Genomic DNA, 14410 nt, shown 5'->3' on the forward strand with positions numbered 1-14410 from the left:
CGAACGCGTCGAGGTCGCCTGCGGCGGCGGCAAGGGCCGTACGGGCACGGCGCTGGCGTGCGTGGCCGTACTGGACGGCGTCCCGGCCGACGAGGCCGTCAGCTACGTCCGCGCCCACTACACACCCCGCGCGGTCGAAACCCCCTGGCAACGCCGCTACGTACGGCGCTTCGCCCCCTTCTCGCCCGCCCCTCAGCCGGACGGCGACTGAGAACACCCCGGCAAAGCGACCGGCATCTCCCGGCGGCCACCCGGACCGGTCCCGGCGGCCACCCGGACCGGTCCCGGCGGACGGCGCCGGTCACGGATCGCGCGGTGATCCGGTCACCGTTCCGGGCCCTCGCCCGGCCCGCACCGCTCCGGGGTTCCTCCCCGCCCGTCGCAGGGGCGATTGCCACGCCCGGCCCCACCGGGGGTGGCGGTGACCGGGCGCCGTATCCGGGCGGTCAGTGGGGCGGTCCCGTACGGGGAGGGCCGGGGCGGGGCGGTTCCGCTGTTGCCTGGGCAGTCGCGACCCGGTCGGCCAGGCGGGCGTGGTGGGCGCCCGGCCAGTAGAGGCGGGCGCAGGCGGTGCAGCGGGTGAACGTGTCGTAGGTGCGACGGGTTCCCGGGGGGAGCCGCTCCGCGATGTCCTCCTTGGCGACGGCCGCCAGCGTTCCGTTGCAGACCGGGCAGCGCGTCCAGGGGGCCAGGGGCGGCGCGAAGCGGGCCAGTACGTCGGTGACCTGGTCGTCCGGCCCGGCACCCCGTACGTACGCGCCCAGCCACAGCGACCGCCGCCGCAGCAGCCCCCGGTCCCGCGTCAGCAGGACGCGCCGCTCGGTGTTGGCCTGCTCCACCAGTTCGGGGTCGCGCGCGTCGTTGCGGTACGCCGTGTCGATGCCCAGCAGCCGCAGGCGCCGGGCGAGAGCCCCGAGGTGGACGTCCAGCACGAACCGGGGCGGGGACGGTGCGCCGGGCGGCAGGGGCTGCGGGCGCGGTGCGGGGGCGAGGCCGACCCGGGCGCCGTCGGGCGGGCGGTACGAGTGCGGGACGGGCGTGCCGTCCACCCGCAGTCGCCCCACCTCCGTCAGCGGGATCCCGAGTGACTGCACCACGTGCCCCAGCGAGGACGTCCCGTCGTACCGGAGGCGCAGGTCGCCTCCCGCGCTCCCGCCCGTCCGGGGACGGCGCCGGGCGGGAAGGAAGAGCCGCAGCTCCTCCGGGACGCGGACGTGGAGGAAGGGCCCGTCCGCCTCCCCGGCCGGTGCGGGAGCGGCGGAGGCGGTCATCCGCCGCCGTCCGGCGCGCCGGTGGCCCGCACCGTGAAGTCCGCGTACCCCCGCGGTTCCCGCTCGGTCACCCGTACGTCCTCCACGAGCGCGGCGGGCGGTCCCTGACGTGCCCACTCCACCAGCGCGTCCACCGCCTCGGGCTCGCCCTCGAACAGGGCCTCGACGCTGCCGTCGGCGAGGTTGCGCACCCATCCGGCCACGCCCCGCGCGGCGGCCGTCTGCCGACAGGTGTCCCGGAAGAACACTCCTTGCACGCGTCCCGTCACGATCACACGCTTCGCTGTCGCAGTCATCGCTTCACCTCACCCCCATGGTCGCGTGCCCGGCCGCCCGGCGCTGCGGACGAGGACGGGAGGCAGACGGGAGGCAGAGGCGGATCACCGATGCAGGGTAGACAGTGTCTACCGCCTGGTAGACACTGTCTCCGTGACGGATGAGAGCAAGAGAAGCGATGAGGATGAGGCCGCCGGGGCGGGCGGTGCGGGCGCCCCGCACCGCGCCGACGGCACCGGACTGCGGCGCCGGCTGATCGACGCCGGTGTCGAACTGGTCGCCGAGAAAGGGGCGCGCGGGGTCTCCCTGCGGGAGATCGCCCGGCACGCGGGGGTCTCCCACGGAGCGCCCCGCCGGTACTTCCCCACCCACCTGTCGCTGCTCTCCGCCATCGCACGCGAGGGCTTCGGGCAGCTCGCGGCCGAAGCGGGACGCGTACTGGCCACCACCGAGGGTGCCCCCCGCGCCCAACTGGCCGCCCTGGCCCGCACCTACCTCGCCTTCGCCCGCGACCACCGCGGCATGTACGAGCTGATGTTCCGCCACGACCTGCTGGAGAGCGGCGGTGAACTCGGGCTCCGCGAGACCAGTCTGCCGCTCTTCGACGTCCTCACGGATCTCGTCGCACGCGCCCGGCGTGACACGCGGCGAGCCGACGCCCGCGTCGTGGCCGGAGCCCTCTGGGCGAACCTGCACGGCATCGCCCAACTGGGCGCCTGGCGCAGCCTCCACCTGGCGACCGGGGCCCAGGAGGACGACGTCCTGCGCGCCGCCCTCGACGCCCACCTGGGACCGGAGGAGCCCGCATGAGCGCACGCCCGCGGCGCGGCGCCAGGGGAATCACCCTCGCCGGCAGCGTCACCGGTGCCGCCGTCGTCGCACTCGACGGCACCGTCCTCACCGTCGTCCAGCCCCGGCTGCAACGGGAGTTGGACGCGACCTTCGCCCAGGTGCAGTGGACGAGCACCGGCTACCTCATCGCCGTCGCCGCCCTGCTGGTCTTCGCGGGGCGGCTCGGCGACCGCTACGGGCACCAGCGTCTCTTCGCCCTCGGCATCCTCGGCTTCGCCGCCACTTCCGCGGGCATCGGTCTCGCCGGTGACATCCACACGGTGATCGCACTCCGGGTGGCGCAGGGCGGCTTCGGCGCGCTGCTGCAACCCGCCACCCTCGGCATGCTGCGCGCCGCGTTCCCGCCCGACCGGCTCGGCATGCCCATCGCGGTGCGCACCAGCGCGATCGGACTGGCCGCCGCGACGGGGCCGGTCATCGGCGGACTGCTCGCCGCCGAACTCGGCTGGCGGTCGGTCTTCTTCCTCAATGTCCCACCAGCACTGATCATGGGACTGCTGGTACTGCTGCCGCCGGTCCGCTGTGAAACCGCCCCGCCCACCCCGCCCGCCGGTTCGCCGACGGCAGGACCCGCTCCCTCGCCCGCGGGCACCGACTCGACAGGCACGGGTGCCGATCCGTCGCACGCGGATGCCGACCCGTCGCGCACGGGTCTGGATCTGCCGGGCGCGTGTCTGCTTGCCGTGTCGCTCGCCTGCCTCGTTCACGCGCTGGTGGCGGTACCGGGTAACGGTTGGGCGGTGGGGAGTGCGGGCAGCGGTGTCGCCGGTGCGGTCGCGGGTGCGGTCTTCGTGCGTCACGAGCGCCGCGCCGCGCGGCCCCTGGTGCCGACGGCGCTGTTGCGTGCTCCGGACATCGTCCCGGCGCTGCTGCTCCTGCTGACTGCCGCGGCGGCGCTGCACGGGACCCTGTTCACCGCGACGTACTTCCTCCAGGACGTGCTCGGGCTCGACCCCTTCGAGTCCGGACTGCGGACGCTGCCGCTGGCCGCGTCCATGGTGCTGGGCGCGCCGTTGTGCGCGGTGCTGGCCCGGCGGTACGGCCCGCGTCGTACAGCGGGCGGTGGCGTGCTGGCGCTGACGGCGGGTGTCGTGACGTTCTCCCGGCTGGGGGAGGGCGCGGGGGCGGTGGCGGTCGGCGGGGCCTTCCTGGCGCTGGGCGCGGGCTTCGCGGCCGTCATGGTGACCGCGACCGCCACCGTCGTCCAGGCGGCCCCTTCCGGGCACGCCGGGGTCGCGGGCGGGCTGAAGCAGACGGTGATGAATGTGGGTCCCATGGTGGGTGTCGCGGTGGCGACCACGCTGCTGTCCGCATACCGGTCGGCGGGCCACGACCACGCCACGGGTTTCATGCGGGCGATGGGGCCGACGCTGACGGTGCTCGCCCTCGTGGCCGCGACGGGGGTGGTGCCGGCGGCCGGCCTGCGAAGGCCGGTACGGCACCGGCCGGTGTCATCGCCGCCCCCGCGCGAGCACGTCCTCAAGGGGTGACGGGCCGGGCTCCTCCTCGTCGGCGGGCCCGTGGCGCCCGGGCCGGCCGAAGCCTCACCGACCTTGAATTGACTCTGTCAAAACTAGCCGTTAGCTTCGTGGCTGTCATCGAACGACTGTTTATGGGGGGGGCGGACCGGAGGCGACCATGAAGTGCTACGACTGCGACCTGGCCGAGAGAGGGGACACGACGGCCATCGGCGTCTGCTCCCGCTGCGGGCTGGTGGTCTGCCGTGCTCACGCGCGCGTCACGCAGGTGCTCGTCCACCTGCAGCGCGGACCGGGCAAGTCCAGCGGTGACCGGCCCGCCCGGCGCGTGGTCTGCGGGACCTGCTACGGGGCCGAGCACCCCAACTGAGCCCCAGGCTCCCGGCCTTCGGCCTTCGGTCTTCGCCCTCCGGGCCCCTGTGCCCCACCCCACCACCCCCGGCCCCCGGCCCTGCGTGTCGACGGGGAGCCGGCCGCGCCGTCTTGACCGGGTCAATTCTCGGTCCTACAGTGCGCGCGGGTGCCCGGGCGGTGCCCGGCGCGCGACGCGAGGAGTGTGACGGCGAGATGGACCGGGCTGCCGAACTGCTCAAGGAGAAGGGTCTGCGCAACACGGTGCAGCGCCGCGCCGTGCTGAACGCCCTGCACGGGCACGCGCACTCCACGGCGGCGGAACTGGAGCGCCGCATCGAGACGGGCGCGGTTTCCGGCGCCTCGGGGGCCGCCGCAAGGGGACTCTCGCGTCAGGGCCTCTACAACGTGCTGGACGACCTCACCCGGGCGGAGCTGATCCGCTGCATCGAACCGGCCGGGTCCCCCGCGCGGTACGAACTGCGCGTCGGCGACAACCATCACCACCTGGTGTGCCGGAGCTGCGGGCGCATCGAGGACGTGGACTGCGCTGTGGGGCGGGCGCCCTGCCTGGACCCGGTGGAGTCCAAGGGCTTCAGCGTCGACGAGGCGGAGATCACCTGGTACGGGCTGTGCGAGGACTGTAGGCCCGCCGCGCGCTGAGGGCGCCCGCCCGCGCGTCCGCCCGCCCGCGCGGCGGCCTTCGCGCCGTCGGAAGACGCGCAGGTGTGCGGGTGTGCAGGTGGCGGCGTATTACCGGCGAGTTGTTGACAGTTGTCGCCGTGTACCCAACCCTTGGTTTCGCCATGTACATGACGCCTGCATCTGCCGGGGGTGGAGTGTGCAGACAGACGCGAGGAGGGGCACATGGGAACCCAGGGGGCCGGTGACGGCGTCAGCAGGCGGACCGTGCTCACCGGCGTCGGTGGCGCGGGCACGGCCGTCGTGCTCGGCGGCGGTGCGGCGGCCCGGCCGGCGTGGGCGGCGGACAAGGGCGTCGCGAAGCTGCCGCTGCCCGACAGGACCGAGCTGACCGTGCTGCTCACCGGGGACGCGGGGACCGGCGGGGACGGGCAGTGGGCGGTCGCCGACGCGGCCCGCGCGGTGTGCGCGAGGCGCGGGGTGGACCTCGCGATCGGACTCGGCGACAACATCTACGAGAACGGCCCCGAGAGCGACACCGACGAGGAGTTCCGGACCAAGTTCGAACGCCCCAACGCGGGTCTCGACGTGCCCTGGCTGATGGTGCTGGGCAACCACGACACCAGCGGTGTCATCCCCGGCAGCGGCGGCATGCCCTCGCGCGGCGACCACGAAGTGGCGTACCACGCGCACTCGGCGCGCTGGTACATGCCGGACCGCCACTACCGGGTGGCCGTGCCCGGGGGCGCCGCCGAGCCGGTGGCCGAGTTCTTCGCCCTCGACACCACGCCGCTCTCCAGCTACGTGCTGCAGACCGACCCCGAGTACCACTGGGACGGGGCGTTCGCGCGCCGGCAGCGCGCCTGGCTCCGGGAGTCGCTGGCCTCCTCCCGCGCCCGGTGGAAGTTCGTCTTCGCCCACCACCCGCTGCGCAACAACGGCACCCATCGCAACGCGGGCGAGTACGAGGGCATCACCTGCGGCGACTACCTCAGCGGCAAGCACGTCAAGGAGCTGTACGAGGAGGTGGTCGTCGGAAGGGCGGAGTTCCTCCTGTCCGGGCACGACCACACGCTCCAGATCCTGGACACCGGCGCCGCCTGTCAGGGCACCCAGCAGATCGTGTGCGGGGCCTCCGCGAAGACCAAGGGCCGCGCGGACAAGCCCACCAACAAGGCGTTCTGGGAGGCGTACGACACCCTGGGCTTCATGCTGCTGACGATCAACGCGCGGCAGGTCGTCGTCGACGCCTACACGGTCGATCCCGGCACGGGCGCCTGCGCCCACGCCTACAGCCACATCCGCACCGACCGGGTGCCCTCCCGCGCGCCGGAGCCCGCAGCCTCCTAGCTCCTCCACCGCCTCCTGGCTCCACCGCCTCCTGGCTCCACCGGTTCGTGGGCCACCGGTTCGTCGTCCACCGCTTCCTCGTCCACCGGCTCGTGGCCCGTGGCCCGTGGCCCGCCGGGCGGGTCGGGCGGTGGGATGCGGGCGGGTCGCGGGACGGCCGTCCCCGTGTCCGCTCCAGTGGCGGGCGCGCCGCCGCCGGGGCCCGGAGCGTTGCGGTGCCCGGACGGCCGCCGCGCGTGCCCGGATCGCGTGCCCGCCGGACGGCCCGCGGGGAAGCCGCCCGCGGGCATCCGTACGGTGGTGGCCGTACGCCGGGCGGACCCCGGACGGCGGGCCGACCCGTGGACGGGATTCCGGACCGGTCCGCGGACGGGTTCCGGACCGGCCCGTGGACGGACGGGCACACGAAAGGGCCGAGATGAGCGCTGAACACCCCGTTGCCGTGCTGGGCGAGTGCGTCGCCGACGCGTTCGTCCGCCAACGGCACGCCGAGGACGCCGACGGCGCCGCCGCGCCCCTCGGCCTGGACGTCCACCCCGGCGGCGGGCCCGCCAACACGGCGGTGGCACTGGCCCGGCTGGGCACACCGACGCGGTTCCTGGGGCGGGTCTCGCACGACGTGTTCGGGCGGCTGTTCCACGGCCACCTCGCCGGCTCGGGCGTGGACCTGACCCGTACGGTCCGTGCGGCCGAACCCAGCACCCTGGCCGTGGCGGACCTGGCCGAGGACGGCAGCGCCGACTACTCCTTCCACGCCGAGGGGACCGCCGACTGGCAGTGGACGGACGAGGAACTGGCCACCGCCACCGACGGCCCGGTGGCCTGCCTGCACACCGGCTCCCTCGCCCTCGTCCGGCAGCCGGGCGCCGCGGCACTGGAACGTGTGCTCGGGCGGGTGCGGCAGCGCGCCACCGTCTCCCTCGACCCCAATGTGCGGCCGCTGCTGGTCGATCCCGCCGTCTACCGGGAGGCGCTGCCGCGCTGGTGCGCCGTCGCGGACATCCTCCGCCTGTCCGACGACGACCTGGCCCAGCTCCGCCCCGGAGCCGCCCCGGAGGACGCCGCGGACGCCTTCCACGCGGAGGGCACCCGCCTGGTGGTGGTCACCCTGGGCGCGAAGGGCGTGCTGGCCTCCCTCGACGGGGAACGGGTCCATGTCCCCGCCCCGGAGACCCGCGTGGTCGACACGGTCGGCGCGGGCGACTCGTTCATGGCGGGCTTCCTGCACTCCCTGCACCGCGCCGGGGCGCTCGGTGGCCGCCTCGACGGACTGACCGCCGGGCAGCTCACCGACGCCCTGACGTGGGGGGTGCGGGTGGCCGCCGCCGTCGTCGCCGTACGCGGCGCGAACCCGCCCTGGGCGGCGGAGCTGGAGACGCCGGGGACCGGGGGCTGAGGACACCACCCCGGCCGGCACGGGAGACCCACGACGGGACGCCTCACAGCCCCGGACCGCCTCACGGCCGGGAGACGTCCCTCCGGCCAGGAGAGGTCCCGCGCCGGAGACGTCTCACAGCACGAGCGGCAGCACGTGGTTGCGTACCGCCGGTGCGAGGGCGACGTCGGTGCCGTCCGTCCAGCGCATCGCCGCGATCTCCGCGGCGGGCCGCGGGCGGCCCTCCAGCCGGGCGCGGAAGACCGTCATGCGCATCGGGACGCCCTCCAGCGCCGCGGTGGCCCGCACCTGGGTGAGCGGGGTGACGGAGAGGGGCGTGACGCCCAGCTCCTCGTCCAGTTCCCGGACGAGGGCGGCACGGGCGCTCTCGCCCGGCTCCGGCTTGCCGCCGGGCAGGTAGAAGAAGTCCGGGGCCGCCTGCTTGCTGACCACCAGCAGACGGCCGTTCTCCACGACGGCCGCCGCCGAGACGAGCAACTCGGCGGCGGGCCCCTCCTCGACGGCCTGGGTGACGTCCATGGCCCGATCGTCTCAGGCCCCCCTCACGGGCAGCGCACCACCTGCCCCGCCCAGGACATGCCGCCCCCGAAGCTCAGCAGCAGTACCGGTGCCCCGGGCTCCAGCTCACGCCGCTCCACCAGCTTGGAGAGGGCGAGCGGGACGGAGGCGGCCGAGGTGTTGCCGGAGTCGACCACGTCGCGTCCGATCACCACGTCCCCGGCCAGGTCGAGCTTGCCGAGGACGGCCTCGATCATGCGGAGGTTGGCCTGGTGGGTGACCACCCCGGCCAGGTCGCGCGGGGCGAGCCCGGCCCGTTCGCACGCGCGCAGCGCCAGTCCGGGCAGCTCGGCGGTGGCCCAGCGGAAGACGGCCTGGCCCTCCTGGGCGAACCGCGGCTGCCACGCGTCCCGCAGCCGCACCATGTCGCCCCGCGACGGGTCCGAGCCCCACTCGACGGGCCCGATGCCGTCCTCCGCGCCCTCCGGCAGGGCGCTGACGACGGCCGCGCCGGCGCCGTCGGCCAGCAGGATGCAGGTGCTGCGGTCGGTCCAGTCGGTGACGTCCGACATCTTCTCCGCGCCGATCACCAGCGCGTGCCGGGCGGCCCCGGCGGCGACCGAGTGCGCGGCGGAGGCGAGCGCGGTGCAGAAGCCGGCGCAGCCGTTGTTGAGGTCGTAGGCGACGGGCGCGGGGATGCCGAGGCGCCGGGCGACCTGTGCCGCGGTGCTGGGGCAGCGGTCCCGCGCGGAGCAGGTGGCGACCACGACGAGACCGATGTCGGACGGTGCCAGGCCGGCGGAGGCGAGCGCCTTGCCCGCCGCCGCGGTCGCCAGGTCCGCCACGGTCTCGTCCTCGGCGGCGATGCGCCGGCTCACGATCCCGGTGCGCTGGCGGATCCACGCGTCGTCGGTCTCGACCATGCCCGCGAGGTCGTCGTTGGTGAGGACGCGGTCGGGCTGGTAGTGGCCCAGCGCTGCGATACGGGTTCCCGGCACGGTTGCGGCTCTCCTCGCTGAGGGGGTGATGGGCGCCGTCCCCGGCCACGGCTCGTCCACGGCACGACCATGCCGTGGACGAGGCGCGACCACGGCGCGGGCGAGGCGCGACCACGGCGCGGGCGAGGCGCGACCACGGCGCGGCCGGGCGGCGACGGTGCCGGGAATATAGCAACCGATCGGTCGGAAGTTAAACGACGGGGTGGCTACGATGGGGCCATGAGCCCACGCAAGTCCGCCGCCGAGGCACGCCGTACGCGGGAGCGGATCATCGAGCGCAGCGTCGCCATCGGCTCCGTCGAGGGGCTGGAGGGGCTGACCATCGGGCGGCTCGCCACCGACCTCGGCATGAGCAAGGCGGGCGTGCTCGGCCACTTCGGCTCCAAGCAGGCGCTGCAACTCGCCGCCCTGCACGGCGCCTCCTCGCTGTTCACCCGGCTGGTGTGGGAACCGGTGGCCGGCCTGCGGCCCGGGCTGACCCGGCTGCGGGCCTTCTGCGAGGCATGGATCCGCTACCTGGAGCGGGAGCGCACCGCCTTCCCCGGCGGCTGCCTGTTCACCGTCGCCTCCACCGAGTTCGACACCCGCGGCGGGCCCGTCCACGACACGGTGGCCCGCTTCATGCTGCGCGGCAGGCGGCTGCTGGTGAACGACCTGCGGATCGCCGTGGACGTCGGCGAGCTGCCCGCCGATGTCGACCCCGACCAGCTCGCCTTCGAACTGCACGGGCTCTACATGGCGCTCAACCAGGAAGTCCAGCTGTTCGCCGACGCCACGGCCCCCGCGCGCACGCGCCGCGCCCTCGACCGCGTGCTGGGCCCGGCGCCGGAGGAGGAGCGGACCGCTCCGGCGCCCGGCTGAGCCGCCTCACACCGCCGGCAGCGCCCGCTCCACGATCGCCGTCAGGTCCGGGCCCGAGGGCAGCGTGCCGAAGGCCGCGCCCCAGTCGCCGCCCAGCCGGGAGGCGCAGAACGCGTCGGCGACGGCGGGCGGCGCGTACCGCACCAGCAGCGAGCCCTGGAGCACCAGGGCCATGCGCTCCACCAGCCGCCGTGCCCGGCTCTCGATGCCGTCCAGGTCGGACAGCTGGGTGAGGACGTCCTTGACCGCGGCGTCCAGCCGGTGGTCGGCGCCGTGCGCCCGCCCGGTCTCGGTCAGGAACGCGTTCAGCGACTCGGGGGAGCGCTGGAGCGCCCGCAGCACGTCCAGCGCCTGGACGTTCCCCGAGCCCTCCCACAGCGAGTTGAGCGGCGACTCGCGCAGCAGGCCCGGCATCGGCGACTCCTCGACGTACCCGTTCCCGCCCAGGCACTCCAGCGCCTCACCGGCCAGCGGCACGCACCGCTTGGTCACCCAGTACTTGGCGGTCGGCAGCGCCAGCCGCAGGAACGCGCGCTCGGCCTCCGCCCCCTCGCCCCCGTCCGCCGCGCTGTCGTGCGCCGCGGCCAGGCGCAGCGCCAGCGTCGTGGCCGCCTCCGACTCCAGCGCCATGTCGGCGAGCACGTTCCGCATCAACGGCTGCTCGATCAGCGGCCTGCCGAACGCCGAGCGGTGCGCGGCGTGGTGGGTGGCCTGGGCGACGGCCTGCCGCATCAGCGCGGCCGAACCGGTCACGCAGTCCAGCCGGGTGGCGGCCACCATCTCGATGATGGTCGCCACCCCGCGGCCCTCCTCGCCCACCCGGCGCGCCCACGTCGTCCCGTCGAACTCGACCTCGGCGGAGGCGTTGGAGCGGTTGCCCAGCTTGTCCTTGAGCCGCTGGATGCGGAACGCGTTGCGGGTGCCGTCCTCCAGCACCCGCGGCACCAGGAAGCACGTCAGGCCCCCCTCTCCCTCGCCGGATGAGGCCTGGGCCAGCACCAGGAAGACGTCCGACATCGGCGCCGAGCAGAACCACTTGTGCCCGAGCAGGGTGTAGGTGCCCTCCTCGGCCAGCGGGGTCGCCCGCGTCGTGTTGGCCCGGACGTCGCTGCCGCCCTGCTTCTCGGTCATGCCCATCCCGGCGAGCGCGCCCCGCTTGGCGCCCGCGGGCCGGTCCAGGCCCCAGTCGTAGGTGTGAGAGGTGAGCAGGGGTTCCCACACGGCTGCCAGTTCCGGTTCCCTGCGCAGCGCCGGCACCGCCGCGTGCGTCATCGAGACCGGGCAGCCGTGCCCCGCCTCCACCTGCGTCCACACGTGGAACGCGGCGCTGCGCCGCAGCTGCCCGTCCGGCCGCGACCACGGGTCGGCCAGCCCCGCGCCGACCGCCTGCTCCATGAGCCGGTGCCAGGCGGGGTGGAAGTCCACCTCGTCGATCCGGTGCCCGAACCGGTCGTGCGTGCGCAGCACCGGAGGGTTCGCGTTGGCCTGCCGCCCCCACTCCTGCGCCTGCGCCGACCCGGCCGTACGCCCCAGCGCGGACAGCTCCGCGCGCACCTCCTCGGCGCGCTCGGGGGCCACGTGCCGGGCCACTCCTTCGGCCAGCGCGGGGTCGGCGGAGAAGACGTCGTAGTCGACCAGCGGCGGAGCCTGGTTGGTCACGGTGTGTGTCGAGGGTGGCATACAGATACGTTAAAGAGGTGCGTGCAGTCGAGGAAACCCCTGAGCAGACCGCCGAACGGGCCCCGCGGTGGGCTCCCCGGCGCTCCCGCGGCCAGTTCCGCAGGGCGCGGGTGAAGTACCGCGACGTCCCCAAACGACGGATGGCGTGGCTGCTGCTCAAGGACACCGTCAACTCCTGCATGGAGTACCGGGTCCTCGGGCTGGCCGCCGAGGCCGCGTTCTTCACGCTCATCTCGATCCCGCCGCTGCTGCTCGGCCTGATCGGGTCCCTCGGGTACCTCGACTGGATCGGCGCCGACACCATCGAGACGCTGCGGCAGAACGTCCTGGACGCCTCCGCCACCGTGCTGTCCGACAAGGGCGTCGACCAGCTCGCCCGCCCCCTCATCGACGACGTGATCAGAGGCGGCGGCCCCGATGTCATCTCGCTGGGCTTCGCGCTGGCCCTGTGGTCGGGCTCCCGCGCGGTGAACGTCTTCATCGACACCATCACGGTGATGTACGGGCTCGACGGGCGGCGCGGCATCGTCAAGACGCGGCTGCTCGCCTTCTTCCTCTACCTGGTCGCCCTGGTGATCGGCGCGGTGGCGCTGCCGCTGATGGTGGCCGGACCGGACGCGGTGCTGCGGCTCGTGCCGCAGGCGGAGTGGGTCGTCAGCGCCTTCTACTGGCCCGTCGTGCTGCTGCTGTCCATCGTCTTCCTGACGACGCTGTACCACGTCTCCGTCCCGGTGCGCTCGCCCTGGCGCGAGGACGTCCCCGGCGCGCTGGTGGCCCTGGTGATGTGGGTGCTGTGCAGCTTCCTGCTGCGGCTGTACCTGACGAACACCGTCGAGGGCCCCACCATCTACGGGTCGCTCGCGGCGCCGGTGGCGGTGCTGCTGTGGATCGGCGTCTCGGCGTTCGCGGTGCTGGTGGGCGCCGCCGTCAACGCGGCCATCGACCATGTGTGGCCCTCGGTGGCCACGGCCGCGGCCCGGCGCGCCAACGAGCGGCGCAGGGAGGAGGCCGCCGCCGAGGTCGTCGCCGCCGCCGAGCGGCGGCGCAGGAGCGAGGGGGAGTCGGGCGAGGACGGCGACTGGGAGGACGCACCCGCCGAGTTCCCGGAGCGCTGGACGAAGTTCCTGCCGCCCTCGGATGTGCGGGGCCGGCTGCTGCGTCCCCGGGGGCGGGACCGCCACGAGACCCTCGACCGCGGTGGAAGCAACGACAGCGGCGGTGAACGCGACACCGAAAGCAACGCGGAACGCAACGGCGAACGCGACGAAAGCACCGGGAGCCACGCGGGCCGGGAAAGCAGCGCGGGCGGCCACGGGAGGCGGTAGCCCCGCTGCTCCGCCCACCCCGCCGGCCCGCCACACCACTGGGCCGTTGTCGACGCGCACGGGACACCGCCGTACGTACGGGCGCTGCTGCCGCGTCGTACGGCGTTCGTCCGCTCCACCTCCTCCAAGCCCTCCGAGGGCCAGCTCCTGGCCGCGAACCTCGGCCACGCGCTGATCGCCGTCCCGCTGGGCGCGGAGCTGGACCTGGGCGGTATCGAACGGTTCGTCTCGCTGGCCTGGAGCAGCGGTGCCCAGCCGCGGCTCGCCCGCGCCGGGCACCGGCGGTCCGGTGCGACCCCGGTGGGGCGCGGCGGGGGCGGTTGGTACCGTCGTCACCGTGCCCCCTGCGCCGGTATGGACCAACGGACCCTTCGGCGGCGGTCCGCTCGCCCGCCGCCCGCGCACCGTCGCGGTCACCCTCGCGCACGCGGGGCTCCCGTGACGGCAGCGCCCGCCGCCTTCGGGCGGAGAGAGTTCCAGCTCGTCCTGCTGCGCAGGATGAACGACTTCCAGCCCGCGCGCGTCGACCGGGCGCTGCGGGAACTCGGTGCCTCCCGCGCCGACATGCGCGAGGCCAACAAGCACTGGCAGGCGAGGGTCCGCTCGCCGGGCGCGCGCGGCGCCCTGGCGCGCTACCGCTCCGTCCTCGGCCCGCCGCGGGCAGCCGCACGGCGCCGGATCGGCGACCTGGAGTGCGACGTCCTGCAGTGGGAGCTGCCGCTCTGGCCCGACCTGCGCTTCGAGGTGCTGGGCGTGCCCGGGTCCGGTGCCGCCTGGAACGCCTGGCTGGTCCGCGCGCCCGGCGCCGAGCCCCCGGCACTGCGCACCGTCGAAGACCTCACCCCCTGGTCCTGCACCGTGGACGAGGCCGCCCGCGCCTTCGCCCCCGCCCGCCCCCGCGAGGGCTCGGCCCCCACGCGGTCGCAGCTCGCCTTCGCCGCCCCCGACCGCGACGGCGTACGCCACGAGATCGTCGCCGAGTTCACCTGGGGACTGCTGCAACGGCTCCCCCAGGGACCGGCCGCCCCATAAGGCGCCGCGTGCGCGCGGGCCCGCCCCACGGCCATGTCCGATTTCCGCTGGCCCCCGCCCGGAGGGCCCTCGCACACTGGGGGGTGTGACCACAGAAGACAGCAGGTATGAGGCCGTACGCAGCAGGGACGCGCGCTTCGACGGGGTGTTCTTCCTGGGGGTGCGCACCACCGGGATCTACTGCCGGCCCAGCTGCCCGGCGGTGACCCCGAAACGGGAGAACGTCCGCTTCTTCCCCACCGCCGCCGCGGCCCAGGGCGCGGGCTTCCGGGCGTGCCGCAGGTGCCGTCCGGACGCGGTGCCGGGGTCCGCGGAGTGGAATGTACGGGCCGACCTGGTGGGCCGCGCGATGCGGATGATCTCCGACGGCGTGGTGGACCGGGAGGGCGTCGCCGGCCTG

The 14410-nt window shown here is 74.7% G+C and carries 16 protein-coding genes; 11 read left to right on the forward strand and 5 right to left on the reverse strand.

The annotated features are described in order from the left end of the window. Positions 1–211, forward strand: a 211-nt coding sequence (locus FM076_RS34220) for a protein-tyrosine phosphatase family protein (RefSeq protein WP_430625935.1), incomplete at its 5' end; no start/stop codon positions are given. Between the two features lie 235 nt (positions 212–446). Here FM076_RS34220 and FM076_RS26190 read toward each other — a convergent pair. Next, positions 447–1271: a Mut7-C RNAse domain-containing protein gene (locus FM076_RS26190; protein WP_173873361.1), complete on the reverse strand. Its 825-nt coding sequence runs from the start codon at positions 1269–1271 to the stop codon at positions 447–449. Next, entirely contained in the window at positions 1268–1567 is a 300-nt protein-coding gene (locus tag FM076_RS26195) for an acylphosphatase (RefSeq protein ID WP_173873362.1), read from the reverse strand. Before FM076_RS26195 ends, FM076_RS26190 begins: the two co-directional genes overlap by 4 nt. Before the next feature lie 220 nt (positions 1568–1787). Between FM076_RS26195 and FM076_RS26200 the strand changes: the two genes are divergently transcribed. From FM076_RS26200 to FM076_RS26225, 6 genes are all read left to right on the forward strand, one after another. After that, positions 1788–2357: a TetR/AcrR family transcriptional regulator gene (locus FM076_RS26200; protein ID WP_180218701.1), complete on the forward strand. Its 570-nt coding sequence runs from the start codon at positions 1788–1790 to the stop codon at positions 2355–2357. Further along, positions 2354–3889, forward strand: coding sequence for an MFS transporter (locus tag FM076_RS26205; protein ID WP_173873364.1), 1536 nt, complete (start codon positions 2354–2356; stop codon positions 3887–3889). Before FM076_RS26200 ends, FM076_RS26205 begins: the two co-directional genes overlap by 4 nt. 148 nt (positions 3890–4037) lie before the next feature. Then, positions 4038–4247, forward strand: a complete 210-nt coding sequence (locus FM076_RS26210) for a DUF2180 family protein (protein ID WP_173873365.1) — start codon at positions 4038–4040, stop codon at positions 4245–4247. Positions 4248–4444: 197 nt separating this feature from the next. Continuing rightward, positions 4445–4891 (forward strand): Fur family transcriptional regulator, encoded by a 447-nt coding sequence (locus FM076_RS26215; RefSeq protein WP_173873366.1) that lies wholly within the window; start codon positions 4445–4447, stop codon positions 4889–4891. A gap of 204 nt (positions 4892–5095) precedes the next feature. After that, a complete protein-coding gene (locus tag FM076_RS26220; RefSeq protein WP_173873367.1) occupies positions 5096–6220 on the forward strand; it encodes a metallophosphoesterase in 1125 nt (374 codons plus the stop codon). 418 nt (positions 6221–6638) lie between these two features. After that, entirely contained in the window at positions 6639–7616 is a 978-nt protein-coding gene (locus FM076_RS26225) for a carbohydrate kinase family protein (RefSeq protein WP_173873368.1), read from the forward strand. Between the two features lie 114 nt (positions 7617–7730). On the opposite strand, the gene FM076_RS26230 is transcribed toward FM076_RS26225, so the two are convergent. Beyond that, positions 7731–8135 (reverse strand): NUDIX hydrolase, encoded by a 405-nt coding sequence (locus FM076_RS26230; protein ID WP_173873369.1) that lies wholly within the window; start codon positions 8133–8135, stop codon positions 7731–7733. Positions 8136–8158: 23 nt separating this feature from the next. Beyond that, positions 8159–9112 carry a beta-ketoacyl-ACP synthase 3 gene (locus FM076_RS26235; RefSeq protein WP_173873370.1) on the reverse strand — a complete coding sequence of 318 codons (954 nt, stop codon included), beginning with the start codon at positions 9110–9112 and terminating at the stop codon, positions 8159–8161. Between the two features lie 219 nt (positions 9113–9331). Here FM076_RS26235 and FM076_RS26240 point away from each other — a divergent pair, with 219 nt between their 5' ends. Beyond that, entirely contained in the window at positions 9332–9973 is a 642-nt protein-coding gene (locus tag FM076_RS26240; protein ID WP_173873371.1) for a TetR/AcrR family transcriptional regulator, read from the forward strand. A 6-nt stretch (positions 9974–9979) separates the two neighbouring features. Here the strand turns inward: FM076_RS26240 and FM076_RS26245 are convergent, their stop codons facing one another. Then, positions 9980–11653: an acyl-CoA dehydrogenase family protein gene (locus FM076_RS26245; protein WP_173873372.1), complete on the reverse strand. Its 1674-nt coding sequence runs from the start codon at positions 11651–11653 to the stop codon at positions 9980–9982. 17 nt (positions 11654–11670) lie between these two features. Here FM076_RS26245 and FM076_RS26250 point away from each other — a divergent pair, with 17 nt between their 5' ends. The 3 genes from FM076_RS26250 to FM076_RS26260 form a co-directional block, all read left to right on the forward strand. Next, positions 11671–12978 carry a YihY/virulence factor BrkB family protein gene (locus FM076_RS26250; RefSeq protein WP_428815029.1) on the forward strand — a complete coding sequence of 436 codons (1308 nt, stop codon included), beginning with the start codon at positions 11671–11673 and terminating at the stop codon, positions 12976–12978. 498 nt (positions 12979–13476) lie between these two features. After that, positions 13477–14010, forward strand: a complete 534-nt coding sequence (locus FM076_RS26255; protein ID WP_243275110.1) for a hypothetical protein — start codon at positions 13477–13479, stop codon at positions 14008–14010. Between the two features lie 85 nt (positions 14011–14095). Next, positions 14096–14410, forward strand: a 315-nt coding sequence (locus tag FM076_RS26260; protein ID WP_173873374.1) for a methylphosphotriester-DNA--protein-cysteine methyltransferase family protein, incomplete at its 3' end; no start/stop codon positions are given.

Origin of the sequence: Streptomyces albus subsp. chlorinus, from assembly GCF_013302895.1 — a bacterium.
Taxonomy (GTDB): Bacteria; Actinomycetota; Actinomycetes; order Streptomycetales; family Streptomycetaceae; genus Streptomyces; species Streptomyces chlorinus.

Bases quoted from the DNA above. Each gene is read 5' to 3' on its own strand.
- FM076_RS26190 (WP_173873361.1), bottom strand. From the start codon at position 1,271: ATGACCGCCTCCGCCGCTCCCGCACCGGCCGGGGAGGCGGACGGGCCC.
- FM076_RS26195 (WP_173873362.1), bottom strand. From the start codon at position 1,567: ATGACTGCGACAGCGAAGCGTGTGATCGTGACGGGACGCGTGCAAGGA.
- FM076_RS26205 (WP_173873364.1), top strand. From the start codon at position 2,354: ATGAGCGCACGCCCGCGGCGCGGCGCCAGGGGAATCACCCTCGCCGGC.
- FM076_RS26210 (WP_173873365.1), top strand. From the start codon at position 4,038: ATGAAGTGCTACGACTGCGACCTGGCCGAGAGAGGGGACACGACGGCC.
- FM076_RS26215 (WP_173873366.1), top strand. From the start codon at position 4,445: ATGGACCGGGCTGCCGAACTGCTCAAGGAGAAGGGTCTGCGCAACACG.
- FM076_RS26220 (WP_173873367.1), top strand. From the start codon at position 5,096: ATGGGAACCCAGGGGGCCGGTGACGGCGTCAGCAGGCGGACCGTGCTC.
- FM076_RS26225 (WP_173873368.1), top strand. From the start codon at position 6,639: ATGAGCGCTGAACACCCCGTTGCCGTGCTGGGCGAGTGCGTCGCCGAC.
- FM076_RS26230 (WP_173873369.1), bottom strand. From the start codon at position 8,135: ATGGACGTCACCCAGGCCGTCGAGGAGGGGCCCGCCGCCGAGTTGCTC.
- FM076_RS26240 (WP_173873371.1), top strand. From the start codon at position 9,332: ATGAGCCCACGCAAGTCCGCCGCCGAGGCACGCCGTACGCGGGAGCGG.
- FM076_RS26245 (WP_173873372.1), bottom strand. From the start codon at position 11,653: ATGCCACCCTCGACACACACCGTGACCAACCAGGCTCCGCCGCTGGTC.
- FM076_RS26255 (WP_243275110.1), top strand. From the start codon at position 13,477: ATGAACGACTTCCAGCCCGCGCGCGTCGACCGGGCGCTGCGGGAACTC.